The organism is Erwinia sp. L03-1 (genome assembly GCF_058686115.1).
The window spans coordinates 2,604,257-2,621,131 of the sequence record NZ_CM178762.1 but is presented as its reverse complement, the minus strand read 5'-3'; the positions used below and the strand labels follow the sequence as shown (position 1 = coordinate 2,621,131).

General features: G+C 56.6%; 15 protein-coding genes. 5 read left to right on the top strand and 10 right to left on the bottom strand.

Annotated features, from left to right (window positions below; translation table 11 throughout):
- The first annotated feature begins 54 nt into the window (after nt 1-54).
- Nucleotides 55-909, top strand: a complete 855-nt coding sequence (kdsA, locus tag AC4PCC_RS12080; RefSeq protein ID WP_067703409.1) for a 3-deoxy-8-phosphooctulonate synthase — start codon at nt 55-57, stop codon at nt 907-909.
- A gap of 84 nt (nt 910-993) precedes the next feature.
- On the opposite strand, the gene chaA is transcribed toward kdsA, so the two are convergent.
- Nucleotides 994-2,085: a sodium-potassium/proton antiporter ChaA gene (gene chaA / locus AC4PCC_RS12075; protein ID WP_492124673.1), complete on the bottom strand. Its 1,092-nt coding sequence runs from the start codon at nt 2,083-2,085 to the stop codon at nt 994-996.
- 393 nt (nt 2,086-2,478) lie between these two features.
- On the opposite strand from chaA, the gene chaB reads away from it, so the two are divergent.
- Both chaB and AC4PCC_RS12065 read left to right on the top strand, forming a co-directional pair.
- Entirely contained in the window at nt 2,479-2,706 is a 228-nt protein-coding gene (chaB, locus tag AC4PCC_RS12070) for a putative cation transport regulator ChaB (protein WP_492124672.1), read from the top strand.
- 399 nt (nt 2,707-3,105) lie between these two features.
- Entirely contained in the window at nt 3,106-3,783 is a 678-nt protein-coding gene (locus AC4PCC_RS12065) for a gamma-glutamylcyclotransferase (RefSeq protein ID WP_492124671.1), read from the top strand.
- 12 nt (nt 3,784-3,795) lie between these two features.
- Here AC4PCC_RS12065 and AC4PCC_RS12060 read toward each other — a convergent pair whose 3' ends face one another.
- The 9 genes from AC4PCC_RS12060 to AC4PCC_RS12020 all read right to left on the bottom strand — a co-directional run bounded on the left by AC4PCC_RS12060 (nt 3,796) and on the right by AC4PCC_RS12020 (nt 13,673).
- On the bottom strand, nt 3,796-5,244 hold the full coding sequence (locus tag AC4PCC_RS12060; RefSeq protein WP_492124670.1) for a serine/threonine protein kinase: 1,449 nt from the start codon (nt 5,242-5,244) through the stop codon (nt 3,796-3,798).
- Nucleotides 5,245-5,267: 23 nt separating this feature from the next.
- A complete protein-coding gene (locus tag AC4PCC_RS12055; RefSeq protein WP_492124669.1) occupies nt 5,268-6,218 on the bottom strand; it encodes a hypothetical protein in 951 nt (316 codons plus the stop codon).
- Nucleotides 6,215-7,009, bottom strand: a complete 795-nt coding sequence (locus tag AC4PCC_RS12050) for a PP2C family protein-serine/threonine phosphatase (protein ID WP_492124668.1) — start codon at nt 7,007-7,009, stop codon at nt 6,215-6,217. Before AC4PCC_RS12050 ends, AC4PCC_RS12055 begins: the two co-directional genes overlap by 4 nt.
- Nucleotides 6,999-8,171: a type VI secretion system-associated FHA domain protein TagH gene (gene tagH, locus AC4PCC_RS12045; RefSeq protein WP_492124667.1), complete on the bottom strand. Its 1,173-nt coding sequence runs from the start codon at nt 8,169-8,171 to the stop codon at nt 6,999-7,001. Before tagH ends, AC4PCC_RS12050 begins: the two co-directional genes overlap by 11 nt.
- Nucleotides 8,172-8,209: 38 nt before the next feature.
- Nucleotides 8,210-8,908: a type VI secretion system-associated protein TagF gene (gene tagF / locus AC4PCC_RS12040; RefSeq protein ID WP_067703733.1), complete on the bottom strand. Its 699-nt coding sequence runs from the start codon at nt 8,906-8,908 to the stop codon at nt 8,210-8,212.
- A 28-nt stretch (nt 8,909-8,936) separates the two neighbouring features.
- Nucleotides 8,937-11,030 carry a type VI secretion system membrane subunit TssM gene (gene tssM, locus AC4PCC_RS12035; protein WP_492124666.1) on the bottom strand — a complete coding sequence of 698 codons (2,094 nt, stop codon included), beginning with the start codon at nt 11,028-11,030 and terminating at the stop codon, nt 8,937-8,939.
- Nucleotides 11,030-12,259 (bottom strand): type IVB secretion system protein IcmH/DotU, encoded by a 1,230-nt coding sequence (gene icmH / locus AC4PCC_RS12030; protein ID WP_492124665.1) that lies wholly within the window; start codon nt 12,257-12,259, stop codon nt 11,030-11,032. The genes tssM and icmH overlap by 1 nt, the downstream gene beginning before the upstream one ends.
- Nucleotides 12,260-12,373: 114 nt before the next feature.
- Nucleotides 12,374-12,892: an SH3 domain-containing protein gene (locus AC4PCC_RS12025; RefSeq protein WP_067703441.1), complete on the bottom strand. Its 519-nt coding sequence runs from the start codon at nt 12,890-12,892 to the stop codon at nt 12,374-12,376.
- A 229-nt stretch (nt 12,893-13,121) separates the two neighbouring features.
- Nucleotides 13,122-13,673, bottom strand: coding sequence for a YbhB/YbcL family Raf kinase inhibitor-like protein (locus AC4PCC_RS12020; RefSeq protein WP_492124664.1), 552 nt, complete (start codon nt 13,671-13,673; stop codon nt 13,122-13,124).
- Nucleotides 13,674-13,901: 228 nt separating this feature from the next.
- On the opposite strand from AC4PCC_RS12020, the gene AC4PCC_RS12015 reads away from it, so the two are divergent.
- Both AC4PCC_RS12015 and AC4PCC_RS12010 read left to right on the top strand, forming a co-directional pair.
- Entirely contained in the window at nt 13,902-15,353 is a 1,452-nt protein-coding gene (locus tag AC4PCC_RS12015) for a YchO/YchP family invasin (protein ID WP_492124663.1), read from the top strand.
- Between the two features lie 274 nt (nt 15,354-15,627).
- Complete coding sequence (locus tag AC4PCC_RS12010) at nt 15,628-16,533, top strand: bestrophin family protein (protein ID WP_067703446.1); 906 nt, start codon at nt 15,628-15,630, stop codon at nt 16,531-16,533.
- Nucleotides 16,534-16,875 lie beyond the last annotated feature (342 nt).

The following is a 16,875-nucleotide window of genomic DNA, read 5'->3' as shown; positions in this document are numbered from 1 at the left end:
CGCGACTGTGTGAAAGTGACGGGCGACTATTTTCTGCATGGATAAGGCGATTACATGAAACAAAAAGTGGTTAACATTGGTGATATCAGGGTCGGTAACGATCTGCCGTTCGTCCTGTTTGGTGGTATGAACGTGCTGGAATCGCGCGATCTGGCGATGCGTATTTGCGAGCATTACGTCACCGTTACGCAGAAGCTGGGTATTCCTTACGTTTTTAAAGCCTCTTTTGATAAGGCCAACCGCTCCTCCATTCGCTCCTACCGTGGGCCAGGTCTGGAAGAGGGGATGAAAATTTTCCAGGAGCTGAAGCAGGCTTTTGGTGTGAAAATTATTACCGACGTGCATGAAGCCAGCCAGGCTCAGGCCGTGGCAGACGTGGTGGATGTTATCCAGCTGCCCGCCTTCCTTGCCCGTCAGACCGATCTGGTAGAAGCCATGGCGAAAACCGGCGCGGTGATCAACGTGAAGAAACCGCAGTTCGTCAGCCCCGGGCAGATGGGGAATATTGTTGAAAAGTTTGCCGAGGGCGGCAATGAGCAGGTGATCCTGTGCGATCGCGGTGCCAACTTTGGCTACGATAACCTGGTTGTGGATATGCTCGGCTTTAACGTCATGAAGCAGGTCTCTAACGGCAGCCCGGTGATTTTTGACGTTACCCATGCGCTCCAGTGTCGTGACCCCTTTGGCTCCGCGTCTGGTGGCCGTCGTGGTCAGGTCACCGAACTGGCCCGTGCTGGCATGGCCGTGGGTCTGGCAGGCCTGTTTATTGAAGCGCACCCGGATCCGGCTAATGCAAAATGCGACGGCCCGTCAGCGCTGCCGCTGGATAAGCTTGAGCCATTCCTGGCACAGATTAAAGCTATCGACGATCTGGTGAAGAACTTCCCCGCGCTGGATACCAGCAGCTAGTTGAAATAAAGCGGGCTCCATCCCGGAGCCCGCTTTACTGTGCACGTTCCCGCGCTTCAGAAGCTTTACATCCCTTCCTTACCGCTACAGCATGATGGTCATCAGATACCCCACAAACAGCGCCAGGTGTGCCGCGCCGTTCAGTACATTGGTTCGTCCGGTCGAGAAAGAGATCTGACACAGCAGAAGGGCGGCAACCATCACCACCATTTGCGATGACTCAAGCCCGAATATCAGCTGCTGACCGGTGAGGGTAGCGATAATGGTGACGGCCGGTACGGTCAGAGAGATAGTCGCCAGCACGGAACCAAAGAAGAGATTCATGGCGCGCTGCACCTGATTTGCCAGCACGGCTTTAATCGCACCCAGCCCTTCGGGTGAGAGGATAAGCAGCGCGACCAGGAAGCCGGTAAACTGCTCAGGCGCATGTAATTCGGTCAGCAGTGATTCCAGCGTGTTGGCGTTCATCTTGGTGACCGCAATGACCGCGACCAGATGGACAATCAGCCAGAGGGTATGCCACAGGCTGGAGTGGGCTGAAGGTTTGCCGTGATGGGGATCGTCGCCCTCGTCTTCATGCTCGTAAACAAACAGGCTCTGATGGGTCTTGGTCTGGATCAGCAGGAATACGCCATACATCGCCGCAGAAAGGGCTGAGATTAACAGCGCCTGTCCCGGCGTAAAGTTTCCGCCGGGTAGCGCGTTAGGAAATACCAGCACCAGAATACCCAGTGGAAAAATGGCGATCAGATACTGCTTCACCCCGGCCAGATTGACATACTGGGTCGCAAATTTACGCCCCCCCAGCAGCAGCGCGGCCCCCACCAGTCCACAGGTCACAATCATGATGATTGAGTAAAGCGTGTCGCGCATCAGCGCGGGCGCGGCATCACCCGTCGCCATCAGGGCTGAAATCAGGCTGACTTCAAGAATGACTACCGACAGGCTGAGGATCAGGGAGCCGTAGGGTTCACCCAGTCGGTGCGCAAGCACGTCAGCGTGACGCACCACGCTAAAAGCGCTGCTCAGGATAGCGACCAGCGCCAGCAGGTTGATTCCCACCACAACGGATAGTGAACCTGATGCACCCCAAAACCAGAGTATGACCAGCGCGGCGAGGGGAAGAATAAGAGAGTACTCGGTGTGGCGTGTTTTGCCGCTGTCGTTCGAACTCATAGGCATTTGACCCTTTTATTTAATGGTTAACCCGGGAGGCAATGGCTGCGTAAGCTTCTACAATAATGGTAATAAGTGTTGATAATACAAGCGGTCGCAGTATAAGGCCTGACGGGGTAAATTACCTAATATTTTACGAAATATTACCGAATGGCGATTTTTTTAGTTGAAGGCGTTATTTTTGCGGTCTGGCATCTTATCTCACTGTATCTAATCGGATATTAAAATTATTTGTTGCGAATTATACGCAGAAAAAATGCTTTTTCAGCCGTGGTTTGTGCCCGTGTAGCGAGCTTTATCAGTTTTAGAAGCTTAATGGTCTATAAAGTACTAAATGGCTATTTGACAGGATCTTTACCAGGCTGGTAACAGTGATAAAAGAGGAGATAACCTATGCCATATAAAACCCGTTCGTCCCTGCCGGATAGCGTAAAAAATGTGCTGCCCGCACATGCGCAGGACATTTATCAGGCAGCCTTTAACAGCGCCTGGGAAGAGTATAAGGATAAAAAAGAGCGTCGCGGCGATGAGTCTCAGGAAGAGGTCGCACATAAAGTTGCCTGGGCTGCGGTAAAGCACCAGTATCACAAGGGTGATGACGATAAGTGGCATAAGAAGTAATACGGCCAAACTTGTAGCAGGGGACAGGTGGAGTGTAAAGGGGTACGACGACCCGCAGTACTGCCTGCCAGCACCAATCTTAATTAGCAGACAATTCATTTTAAACATCAGATTACCCTCTCAATGTACGTTTCTATGCTCTTCACGCTCAACCGCCTTAACGCCCTTCAGCGACAATCAGAAACCGCCCGGCAACCGGGCGCTTAAGTTTGTCTTAGTGCTGCCGATGATCACCATGTCGAAAGAATTACTTTTGTGATGACCGTCACCCTTGATTGCAAAGTCTGAATGACATAGGGTCAGTGTTCATAACCGAACGATAAGTGGGTTAATTATTCATAGTTAAAGCATTGAGCATAACATGACGCATTGATGCTCACGGGAAGGGGAGAAGGGTCTATGTTGACGCGGGATTTCTTATTAAAAGCGGATTGTAAAACGGCTTTTGGCACCATTGAAGAATCGTTGTTATGGACCTGCGAACAGCGGGCTGCTTCGCTGGCCGCCACGCTGGCCTGTCGCCCCGACCACAGCCCGGTATGGATTTTTGGCTATGGTTCGCTGATGTGGAACCCTATTTTTGAGTCAGAAGAGGCGGCAGAAGGTACGCTACGCGGCTGGCATCGTGCCTTTTGCCTGCGCCTCACCGCGGGGCGAGGGACGGCCACGCAGCCCGGCCGCATGCTGGCCCTGAAGGATGGCGGCCAGACGACCGGTGTGGCGTTCAGGCTGCCGGAAGGGACGCTGCATGAAGAGCTGACGCTGCTCTGGAAGCGTGAAATGGTGACGGGCTGCTACCTGCCCACCTGGTGCGAACTGGCGCTTAACGATGGACGTCGGGTCACCGCGCTGGCCTTCGTAATGGATCCCCGCCATGCGCTGTATGAGTCCGATACCTGCCCCGCGACCACCGCGCCGCTGATCGCTCAGGCCAGCGGCCCACTGGGGAGCAATGCGCAATATCTGTTTTCACTTGAGCAGGAACTGAACAAGCGCGGCCTCTATGACGACTGCCTGACTGGTCTGGTACAGCGCGTTCGTGAGCTACAGCAGTGCCACGTCGGGCGGGTGGGTTGACCCCACCCCCAGTCACCCTCCGGGATTAATCAGCCAGGTGCCTGCGCGATCGATCTCCAGCTGTTGAGCATGAACGCCTTCGCCTGAATGCACCTCAATTTTATAATGGCCCGCCGCCAGGTTGAGCGAGGCGTAGCCGCTATTATTGGGCTTAACGTCCACCGGCGCGCCGTTTAGCATCACGGTCTCTCCATGGGCCAGCCTCAGATAAACCGTCGCCAGCATGGGGGCGGAATGGGGTACTGAGGCAGTGGCTGACGCGCTGGCAGCCTGGGAAGAGGTTGCGGTCCCCGAGGGGAAAGCAGACTGTTCAGCGCGCTCTGTCGGCCCGCTTTGGTTGACCATAGAAACCAGCGCCACCACCGCCACCACGGCGACGCCGCAGAGGATCAGCAGCGGCCTGGACAGCTTGCGGATCCTGAGCGGGGTATCTGCCGTGACGGGCCGCGCAGCCGGGTTGATCGCCACGGCTATCGGTTCGGGTTCCGCATCCGGCAGCGGCTCAAATATCTCGTCTGCCAGCGTCAGGTGCGACGGCGTGCAAACCAGCTCTTCAACGGTACTGACCGGTAGCTCAATCAGGGCGGCGAGTTCATCAATTGACTGCGGCCTGTCCTGGGGTTTCATCATCAGCGCCCGATCAATGGCATTGAGCAGCGACAGGGAAAAGCCCGCCGGACGCAGCTGCGTCAGGGGCTGATAGCGGTCCTCAATACAGCGCACCACGCTAACCGGCGGCGGTGCGCCGGTGACCAGCGTATGCAGTACGGCACCCAGCGCATAGATATCGGTCCATGGCCCCTGGTCGCTGTCACTCTCCTCGCTGTACTGCTCAATGGGCGCGTAGCCCGGCTTAAGCATAATTTCGGTCTGGTCAGAGAGGTTACCAATTTCTTTTCGGGCCGAGCCGAAGTCCAGCAGCACCGGCAGCTGGTTATCCTGGATTTGGATATTATCCAGCGAGATATCCCGATGCAGAAATCCGCCCTGATGCAGGGTATTGATCGCGCCAAATAGCGGCGGCAGCAGCTGCCGTATCCAGGCATCATCAATCGACTCCGGTCTGGCCGACTGCCAGGCTTTCAGCGTGGTGCCGCTGTAATACAGCGTCCCCATGTAGGCGGTGCCGTTCTCCTCCCAGAAGCGCAGGACGTGCAGCAGGCCAGGATGATTAAAGCGCGCCAGCAGGCGGGCTTCGCGTATAAAGCTGCTCAGGCCAGCGGCAAAAAGTTTCTGATAGCGCTCGCCCCGCAGAACAATCTCTAAATCTTCCCCGCGCGAAGCGAGAGAGATCGGCAAATATTCCTTTATTGCAATGGTGCGTTCAAGCAGGTGATCCCATGCGCGATAGACAATCCCGAAGCCGCCCCCGCCAATCACTTCTTTAATCTCAAACTCGTTAAAACGGTGGCCCGCCGGAAGGGCGCTGGGCACATTTTTTGTCTTTTCGTTCGCCGACATAGTAACCACTCTCTAAGTGCGGGTCAGTTAACGGTGCGCCAGGCACCAATTGCCGGATCGGCCAGATCGGCATGCAGGTCATCAACCAGCAGCACGGTAACTTTTGTTTTCGGATCGATAATCGCAGCCCAGGCTTTACGTATAGTTTCCACTCGCGCCCTGACTGCACCCGCATCCGTTGCCTGGCGTCTGTCCATCTTCACCAGCAGGGTGCCATCAAAGGACCAGACATGGTGGGCCTTATTAAAGGGCAGCAGCAGCCAGCTGTCCGGCACACCTTTCCTGCTGACGACCAGCCGCTGGTTATTGGCGGCAGTGATATCCAGCGTTCCCGCCGCCGGATGAATATTTTGCAGTGGAAAGCCCTCGTAAAACTCCACGTTTACCTGCTCATTTTTACCGTCATGGGAAAGAGTCAGCTCACTTTTCCCTTCCAGCCACCCCTGGGTAGGGCAGCGCAGGCCTTTACCATCCGGTATAAACAGCGACTGGCCGTTTTTGTCCCACCAGGTGCGGAAATGGCAGCCGCCGGGCAGGTCAAAGTGCTGTAAAGGCTCGGCGTTGGCCGGCTGCGAGAGGTCCAGCGGCTCGGCGTTACCGGCAGTCGCCGCAGGGGTACCGTCCGCCAGCACGATAGGGTGCCATTTCTGCTCCTTTGCCGCCGTTCCCGTGGCCAGAACGGCCCCGGTCTCTGTGGTCATCTGCCAGGGAAGCTCAAGAAGCTTGCTACACTGGTTTTGTAGCAGATTGCCTACCCTTGGCAGAAAGGTGTTCAGCACGCTGGACTCGCTGGCCTTGCCTGAGACAATACGCAGATGAATATTCTCATGACACCAGTCTTCAGGTGCGTTGCTGTCAACGTTGTCGATGTACACCTCCAGCGCGAGGCTGGGCGAGTAAACCGCGCGATAATCCTCTGCCTGTGCGGTGGCAGCAAATAACACTATCAGGGTGGCGGGCAACCAAAATTTCATAGCGTTCCTTGTGGTGACTTACGCGGCGGTAGAAAACGAGCGGAATCCGCCATGGATTGAAAAAGGGTGGTTTCCTGGGGTGAGCCGACCCACACCGCAATGGCGCTCAGATTGTCATTTTTCTCACTGCGATTGATCGCTTTCTGCATCAGCGCCAGCCACTCCTGCGGAGAGTTCACCATGCGCAGGGCCTGCTCCATCTCCTGGGATGTCAGGCTGCACCAGAAACCATCGGTACAAAGTAAAAAAACGTCGCCATCCTCAAGCGGCATCACTTCGCTGTAGCTTACCGGTTGGCTTCCCGCTACGCCGAGCGCATTATAAAGTAAATTACTGTTAATTCCGGTATTTTCATAGCCCGCATCCTTCATCTGTTGCACCAGACTATGGTCGCGCGTGACCCGATGAATAAATCCCCGGCGGAAGTGATAAATGCGGCTATCCCCGGCATGCACCCACCATGCGCGCGAGTCATCACGATTAATAAACAACGCCGCGAGGGTGGTGCTCATCTGCGCAAAATTCGGATTATTCTGCTGCGCCTGGTGGATGGCCTGCTCGGCGATAGCGATCCAGCCTGCGGTCTCTTCCGGGTTAAGCGGGGCATCAACGGCTAACTGAGCAAGCAGGGCATCCCGGGCAAGCTGAGCCGCTTTACCGCCGCCTTCATTCCCTGCCACGCCATCGCAGACCAGAAAACAGGCGCGGTGCTCACCCGGCAACGCGCCGGTCTCATCCTGATTGGTTTCGCGCGCACCCGTTTGCGAGGTCGAGGCAAAATTAATGTTCATTTTCATCCGCTTGAATTTGCGAGTCTTTATACTGATTAACTTCCATATCATACGCCTGGAGGAAGGCTTCGCCGAATAGCGTATGGAAATCATCTTCAACCTCACCTGAGGTCTTTTGATAATGGCGCATGAAATAATCCCACATCGCCGCTTTGCGGGTGATGCTGAGGCCCATGCGCGAGAGATTACCGTCGCGCTTCGCATTTTCCTCCAGGCGCTGAGGATTGAACGATTGCAGCATGGCGGCAATGATCGCTCTGATGCCGGCAATCATTCCCAGCTGGTGCGCCTGTAAATCGACCAGCGCATCCCTGACCGCCTGTTCAGGCGGCATAAAGCCCGGCATATGGCTCTGGTAAATCTGCATCAGGACCGTTTTTCCGGAAGGCAGGATCTTGAAGGGATTATTGGCTTCGTTGAGGATCATGGTCATCTCGGCTTTTACGCCCCGCTTGAGGATCGAACGCGATGAGAGCAGCGCGACCGTCCCCTGCGAAAACAGGCTGAGCATACGGCCGGTAATGCGCATCTGATCCTCGGTCACCTGGCTTTTACCCGGGCCATAATCCAGCCCCATACCCTCCATCAGTGCGGCTAGCAGGCGCTGTTCGTTACCCTGGGCAGGGTAGTGCCCGGCGGGAGGCGGGTTATGGCTGACCGGGTCAATACCCAGCCGGGCGGAGTGCTGTCGGTTCATGCGGGAAGCCAGCTGCTCGGGACTTAAGGTATCGGCAGGATGAATGACGATCGGCGCTTCGTCTTCCAGGATGCCCAGCGGATCGTCGCCGGATTCGTTGAGGGGGGTAAATAATGAGAGCGGGTCGAGAGGGCTTTGGGGTTCTTCATGCTCGCGGGCCGGGTCGCAGACGGCGATTTGATAATCACCAATACCCAGCAGGTCGCCATGCTGAAGCGTCGTCTGACTGCCGCGCGCCAGCGGAGTATGGTTGTGCAGCACGGCAATCACGCTGCCGTGATTAGTCAGACGACACTCGCCGTTGCAGGTAACCTGCACCACCGCCTGCAGGCGCGATATCGCACGATCGGCATCGGGCAGCACAAGATCGTTATCGGCGCTGCGCCCAATCGTTCCGCCGGGCGAAACAAATTCGCAGGCGGTAACGGGCACCTCGGTGCGGCTTTCAACAATGGTAAATCGCATTCGCTTTTCCTGAGCCAGGGCCATAAGGCCAGCTAACATTACTCAAACATCGGTGGATAGAGTCCATTTCGACCCGGCTGCGCTACGGCGTCCGGGTCGAACAGTTGCGAAAATAATTGCGCGGTCAGATTGCCGCTGTGCTTATGGCTGGCCAGCGGATATCCATCGCTCTGGTTTGTCCACCAGTAGCTGGTGTACTGCATCGGATCAAAACGGAGGGCGACCTCGCGCCATGCCAGCGTACAGGGCAGATCCTGATAGCCAAGCACGTCCATAATATCCGATCGACCGGTATCGGGAAGGGCCAGCGGCGTTAATGCGGAAAGCGCGGCTTCCAGCAGATCGGGAGAAGCTGACTGGACCACGCCCTGATAAAGGGTTTCCCCCAGCGTTCGGAACCACTCACCGGAGACGGCCAGCTGGGCCGGATGCCACAGGCTTACCGGTACGCTTTGTAACGCCAACAGCGGCCAGGTGCGTCCAACGCGATCACAGGAGGGTAGCAGGCAGCCAATTTGTATTCGCTGTACGCCCAGCGTAGCGGGCAGGGCAAAATTCCATACCGGTGCGCGACGGAAGAGTTGGCTGCCCCCTTCACTGTGCTGGTGCCAGTGGGCCATGCCCAGCTGAAACCAGTTAGACCAGCTTGCTACCGTGCTCGCTGACAGTCGGCGCTGCAGAAAGTCACCGGTTCCAGGCAGTTTGCCATACCATCCCAGGTCATATTTTTCTGACATCGCGATGGCCTTATTCATTAGCGATCAATTACTGGGAACCCCGTTCGGCGGCGGACGCAGCTGGTTGAGGATCGGTACCGTTCAGTTTTAGCGACAATCTTCTCATCATCAGAACATTGTCCCGCGCATACGGCGAAGTCAGAATCTGACGGTCAAGCAGCTGGCTGAGGTGCCAGTCAAGCTGTTGCAGCTGGCGCGTGGTCACGTCGGCAGGCAGGCTACGCTGAAGATTTTGCATCACCCAGCCGCGCAGAAACTCGCCGTCATAGCTTCTGGGTTGATAAAGCATCTGATAGGCGCGCAGCGCATTACGGCTGAATTCACTATCCTGACCATTATCATTGCGCAGCGTGGCCGTTATCGTCTGTGCCACACGCGGCAGCAGCAGCGTTTTCAGCGCATTCTGATAAATGCCCCAGGCGGCATCGCTTACCTGATTGCCCCGGTACAGCCCGGCACGCATGCTCAGAGGTGGCGCATCCAGGGAAAACTGGTTGCTTTGCGGCAGGGCGATAAGACCGTTTAAAAAGGGTAGCAGATCCAGGATATCGCCGCTGTTGCTGCTGACCAGCCCTTTTGCCTGCTGATTGATCGGTTTTAACCGCATATCAACCTGCTGCAAATATTGCTGATTTTTATAGTAGCTGGTGCCCCACAGCAGGGTGGCGATCACCAGTGCCAGCGCCAATGAGGCATATCCTGCCCAGTGCAGCAGGCGATTTCTGTGCTCCCATGAGCGATCGCTTCCCGCCAGCGCGCTCTCCTGAAAAATAATCCCGCTTAGTAGCTGGTGGATAAAGTAGCCCTGGCCCTTGTTGGCTGGAATGGGGGCACTGCGATTAACCTGGTCCCAGCTGGCAATCGAGTGGGAGCCAGGCTGGGGCAGCTGTAGCTTACGGGTTAGCTGACCCATAATGCGGTCGAACGGCAGACCTTCCTGCGTTCCGCTGGTGAAAAACACCCCGCGTACCGGCCAGGAGACGGGCTCATTATCGGCAGAAAAGACGATATCAAGATATTCCGCCAGCAGCGTACGCAGCGTGGCAAACTCCTGCGGGAACAGAAAACTCTCGGCGCGCTGGGCGAGATCCCTCTCTTCGGCCATGATCCCCGCAAGATTGTCTGTCAGACGGCTGGATAGCGCTCTGAACTGGCTGTCGAACAGGGTGTGAAGTGCGGCTTCGCTCTCCCTCTGGGGACTCCAGGGAAAGGTAAAGCCCCACACCTGTTCGCGCTGATCCTTATCCAGTCTGGAAAAGTAGCTCATAAAGCCCTTCAGCAAATCCGTTTTCGTCACCATGATGTAGACCGGAAAATGAATACCGGTTTGCTGGTGCAGCTCCGCCATGCGCTGACGCAGTGCGGTGGCCTGGGCAAAGCGTGCCTCAGCTGAATCACTCAGCAGGTCGGCCACGCTGATGGTCATAATCACGCCGTTAATCGGCTGGCGGGTACGGTAGCGTTTAAGCAGCGTGATAAAGGTTTGCCATTCACTGGCATCGCGCGCCCGCTGACTTTCCTGAAGCGTATAGCGGCCTGCGGTATCAAGCAGCACGGCTTCATCGGTAAACCACCAGTCGCAGTGGCGGGTGCCACCCACGCCGCGCAGCGCAGTTTTACCCAGGCTGTCGCTAAGAGGAAACTGTAAACCGGAATTAATCAGCGCGGTCGTTTTACCCGCGCCCGGCGCGCCTACGAACATGTACCAGGGCAGCTGATAAAGATGCTGTGCGCTAACGCGCGACAGCCAGCCCTGCGATTTTTTCTGCTGGCGCGTGGGGAAATGGGCTTTTTTCAGCAGCGTGGCCGCTTCGTTAAAGCGGCTGCTTAACAGCTCTTCGGTGGCGGCCTGTTCAGCGTGATCGACGCTCTGCTTTTGCAGATTGGTCAGCAGTTTATTGTTGAACCAGGTCCGATAAAGCTGCGGGATAAGCTGAAACATGATCCACAGGAAATAGCACATCCCTATGACCACCTGGCGGTTCATGCTGCTTTCCAGCCAGTGCATTCCGCTGAAGGAGAGCAGCGGACCCATAATCCAGATCAGCGCGGAGAGCGCGGTAATGCCGACGAAACTCCACAACAGTCGACTTAAGAACAGGGTTGAGAGGGCGCCTGGCATCAGTATTTTCCCGTTTTGCTGGTGGTGCTGGCCTGTATCTGTGGTGCAGGAAGCAGAGTGATTTCCACCCGTCGGTTTAGCGTACGATTCTCAATGCTGTCGTTAGGCAGAAGCGGGCTGCTGTCGCCTCTCCCTTCACCCCGGATGGTGTGGCCGGGCTGCTTCATCTGCTGGTGCAGCCGGGCAGCAATCACCTGCGCCTGCGCCTGGGATGATTCATAATTTGAGGAGTAATGGCTGTTGCGGGTAGGGCGGTCATCGGTGAAGACGCTGACCAGTACGCGACCCTGGATGCTGTCCATCGCCGCCGCCACCCGGGAGATAATTGCCCGTCCCTGAGGCGTCAGGTCGCTGCCGTCATGGGAAAAGAGCGTATCCAGGGAAATAATTACCCTGCTGCCTTCCGTACCATCCGTTACGTCGAGCTGGCGGGCAGATATCAGGTCGCCCAGCCGATCGCGCAGATCCAGCAGGGCCTGACTTGACGCACTGCGACGGCCAATTTCGCCCTTCGGCAGCGGCGTTTCCCAGATAGCGCGCAGCAGAGGTTCCGCCGCGTTACCCAGCCGCCAGTTCAGCCCGGTGTAGATCAGGCAGGCGATAAAGGCGGTCAGGGTGATACAGGCCCAGAGCGGCACGGGCGGCCGCCACAGGCTATGCTGCACGGTGGGAAGCAGGGGCTGCATGGCGGGTAGCGGAGGCTGGACGCCACGCGTATTAGCGATCAGTTGTCCCAGGCGGCTTCGCACTGCGTCACGCTGAGTGCGGCCCTGATCGATACTCCGGTAGCGGCCTTCATAGCCCAGTAACAGAATGTAGTGAATAACCTCCAGCAGCCATAAATGCTGCGCAGGCGTCTGTGAAATCCGTGACAGGAGCTGAAAGACCTTTTCACCGCCCCAGCTTTCATTATGAAAGGTGATCAGCAGGCCATTACCGGACCAGATGCCGCGCGTTCCCCACGGCGTCTGCGCGGCGGCTTCATCCAGGACGCTGCACAGGCAGTAGCGGGCGCCCATAATCATATCGAAGGGCAGTCCAGCTCGCTTACTGCGGGATTCAAACTGGCGGATCTCATCAATCAGCTGCTGGCGCAGACCGGCGGGGTCGTCATGCGTTGCCGACAGGCGAATTTGCACAATCGCATTCAGCAGCGGCGAGGCGGCAGCAAGCAGCGGATTATCCTGGCTGACAGAGGTTGGGAGGTCGGTCGTATTTTCCAGTGTCATCAGGATATCACTGTCTCAGCCAGGGGGCAGCTGCGGGGCAGCCGCCCTGTGCTTATCATCGAATAGAGAATCATCGCCTGTCCTGACTCACATTGATCCGGGGTGAAACAACATCTATTCCAGAATCCACGTGGCCGTGCTGTTATTGCGACAGGCTTTACTCTGCCCACCGACATCCACACAGACTTTTTTTGCATTCGTATTTTTGCGCGGGCGCGGGCGGTCGCTGCGCACCGTTGCATCGTAAAGGTCCGCCTTCACGCCAGCCTTAAAAGGAACATAGCCAATGAGCTGCTGGCTGTCGTCGTCCGCAATCGCCAGCCAGTGATTTTCAACTTCACCGAGTACGGTAAAAGGCTTGCCGTTATCCAGATAGCGTACAATTTTCCCGCCAAACTCCGGGCGAGGCATCACCGAGGCAGCGTATAGCGCACGGTAAGTTTCATTCACTGGCGTAAAGGCGTGGGGGGCCTGAACGGCATAGCGATGCGTCAGCCTGACGCCGTCAACTTCACTGGTCACCAGGGTGTCATCCGTCACAGCGGGGGGAGGCGCTTTACATCCGCTCAGGGTCAGTGCTGCCAGCAGGGTTAACGCAATGCTTGTTTTCACAGTGCTCCTCGTAAGTCTCATCAGTGAGTCTGATAATCCAGCGGTTTAAAAATGATTTTTTTACCGGCAGGTGAAAAAACCGCACGCAGCCGCACAAAAAATCATTCACGTTTACAGAAAGATAAAACCGCAGTCAGTTTACCTGACACTTTTGGGATTGGGAACCATTGCGGCCCGCAAGATTACATGTTATTGCGAGCCTGATAAGAGGGGGACAATTTTGTCCCTGAAACCTGAAAAATCGCCAGGGCTACAGACCATTGCCAAAGCGGCCAGTCAGCCCCGTCGCCCCCAGCACATGCCCTTTGAGCCTTGCCATCAGCGCGTCTCGCGTGAGCCCCTCTGGCAGCGCATCAGGCGCAAGATCGGTTGCGATAAGCGTGAAGTTATAGTGATGCGCGCCGCTGCCTGCGGGGGGGCAGGGGCCAGCGTAGCGTAGCGTCCCGATGCTATTTTTGCCGCCGGTGAAGCCCTTACCCTGCGCGAGCTCGCCCTGAGAGAATTGCGTCTGCTGGGGGGCAATGTTGTAAGCAACCAGATGGTCGACGCCAAGGCCTTTGGCACCCACCGGATCGGTTATCGTCAGCGCAAAGCTTTTGGTCAGCGCGGGGGGAGAGGACCAGCCCAGCGCGGGTGAGATGCCTTCACCAGTGCAGCTGACGTTACCAGGCGTGTTACCAGCAAACTTTTTTGCCAGCAGCGCGTTATCGTTAAAGTCGGGCGAGACCAGGGTAAAAACCGGCGCGGCACTCAGGGCGCTGGCACAGAGCAGCAGTGAAGCAGAGAGCACTATTTTCTTCATCGGATAACTCCTGAACGGGTTGAAATAAAGCCTGGACGATAATCCCGTTATCCACCACCGCAACCGCGATCGTCTTTCGCGGGATGACATTCTGTCTGAACCTCCGCCGCTTTCAGCATGCCACTGTCCGCGCAGTCAGATAAATATGCTAAAGTAAACATCGAATGATTTTGTGAGATATCCTGCATTTTTAATCAGAAAACTGTGCTAGCAGAAATTAGTGAGGTTATGAGCAGACTCAATGCCTTTCATCTTTTGAACCGCGTACCGATGCTGGCGTTATTCATCGCGGCCATCGTTTGTCCTGACGTTTGGGCGATGACGACAGAGACGCGGGTTGCCGACGCGCCCTTTGACGATCCTGCCAGGTTTAGCGACCTGAACGCTTCGCTGCCCGACCTTGGCGGCACGACGGCCGCAGACAGCGCCACCGAAAAGCGCATTGCAGAAGCGGTGAAGAGTATTGGTGAGGCCAGTATGGACAGCAACTCCGACAAATCGCTCGGTAATCAGGCGGGGCAGTGGGCGTTTAATCATTTTCGCGACGAAGCCGCCCAGCGGGCTGAGAATGGGGGAGAGCGACTACTCTCTCCTTATGGTCATGCCGATCTGTCGCTGAACGTCGATCTACATGGCAGCTTTGCGGGAACCTCGGCTCAGCTGGTTACCCCCTGGCAGGACAACTATCAGTATCTGACCTTTAGTCAGGTCGGTATTGAGCAGACGGATTATGGCGTAGTGGGCAATGCTGGCGTGGGCCAGCGCTGGCTGGCGGGCAACTGGCGGCTGGGATATAACGGTTTTATCGACCAGATGTTTGAATCCCATCAGCAGCGAGGATCGCTGGGCGCGGAGGCCTGGGGCGACTTTCTGCGTTTTTCCGCCAACTATTATCAGCCGCTTTCCGGCTGGCGGGATCGCAGTGAATATGGGCAGATGCGGCTGGCGCGCGGCTACGACATTACCAGCAAGGGCTATCTGCCCTTCTATCGTCAACTGGGCGTTTCGCTAAGCTACGAGCAGTATCTCGGTAATAACATTGACCTGTTTAACAGCGGCACGCAGGGCAATAACCCGTCGGCTATCGAGCTTGGCGTAAGCTACACGCCAGTGCCGCTGTTTACCTTTACCGCCACCCATAAAACCGCCGATACCGGTGAAACGCAGGATCAGTTTGGTTTAAAAATGAACTACCAGATTGGCGTCGCGCTGAGTAAGCAGCTTTCGGCCGAAAATGTCGCGGCGGCGCGATCGCTGAGCGGCAGCCGTTACGATGAGGTTAACCGCAATGACACGCCGGTAATGGCCTTCCGTCAGCGCAAAACGCTGTCGGTATTCCTGGCCACGCCGCCCTGGCAGGTCCAGCCGGGCGAAACGCTGCCGCTTCGGCTGCAAATCCGTAATGCTAACCCGCTTCAGGCCATTAACTGGCAGGGCGATACGCAGGCGCTAAGCCTGACGCCGCCGGGGAACAATCTTGATCCGCAAGGATGGAGCATTATTATTCCGGCCTGGGACAGCTCCCCGGATGCCACAAACACTTATCACCTTTCCGTCACCCTCGAGGACAGCAGGCAGCAGCGCGTAACCTCGAACTGGATAACGCTTAAGCTGGTGCCGCCGGTGACGCTGCAGGACAATCGTCCGCCGATTTTCGATCTCATGGCACCCCAGGTGTGATGCTCATCCTGCCGCTGTGATGGGTGTCCGGCCTTAAGGTGATGCTCATCCTATCGCTGTGATGGGTGTCCGGCCTCAAAGTGATGCTCGGGCTTTCAATATGAGGGGGCCTGGAGGTGATACGCAGCCTGGTTAACTGGCGCGGGAGAAGCCTGGCCGGGACAGGCTGTCAAGAACGTCCAGGCTAGAAAATGTGAGTAAATTCACAAAAAACAGCTGTGAATAGTCAGGTTAATTTGCCAGAATTTCAAAAAACACCACGCAGCCGATTACTATGATCCTTCGCCCATCGCGTCACTGGTTTGTCCGTCTGTTCTCCTGGCACGGCTCCGTGCTGCCCGGCATCCTGTTCCGACTTGCCCTTAATCTACTGATGTCGATTGTGGCGATCTTTTGCCTCGACTGGTACGAAACGCTAGGGGTTAAGCTAACCCTCGCACCCTTCAGCCTGCTGGGGGTCTCCATCGCCATCTTTCTCGGGTTTCGTAACAGCGTCTGCTATGCGCGTCTGACCGAAGCCCGTCAGCTCTGGGGCGGCCTGCTGATTGCCAGCAGAACCCTGCTGCGTCAGGTGCATGCGATTTCACCGGCGGATGCCACGCGGGTCACCGCGCTGCTGATGGCATTTTGCTACAGCCTCAAGCACCAGCTGCGACGAACCGATCCACGGGAGGATTTGCAGCGCTATCTCGGAGATGAGGCCGAAGACGTCCTGCGCCGCCGCGCGCCGACTAACGCTATCGAAATGAAAATTTCCCAGTGGCTGGGCGATCTGCGCCGCAGCGGTGCGGTATCCGATATTGTTTTTGCCCAGCTGGATAACAGCATCCACCAGCTTTCTCAGGTACTGGGTGGCTGCGAGCGGCTGGCCAGCATGCCGCTGCCGTTTGCCTACGGTCTGCTGCTGCATCGCACGGTCTACCTTTTCTGTACGCTGCTGCCGTTTGCACTGGTGCCAGATCTGCACTACATGACGCCGCTGGTGTCGGTGTTTATCGCCTACAGCTTTCTCTCGCTGGATACGCTGGCGGAAGAGCTGGAGATGCCCTTTGGCTACGCCAATAATCACCTGCCGATGGACGCCTTGTGTACCAATATCGAAATCAACCTGCTGGAGATGAATAACCAGCGCGACCTGCCGGCAACACCCGTACCCGACGCGCACTATCGTCTGACCTGAGCCTGAGCCGAATTCTAAACCTGAACCTGAACCTGAACCTGAACCTGAACCTGAACCTGAACCTGAACCTGAACCTGAATCTGAGCCTGAATCTGAGCCAGGGCTGACTGTCACCGATGTATAAAGCCCTGGCCTGGTACACTATTGCTGACCTCAGGCCGGAGTAGACCTTTTTCACGGCCCTAATCACTCTCGCGCCTGCAATCATTGTCACAGCTCCGACCCCTCTCACGCCTGCGATCCATCTCATGCCTGAGACCATGCTCACGCCTGCGACCATGCTCACGCCTGAGACCATGCTCATGCCTGAGACCATGCTCGCGCCTGCGACCCACTCGTGCC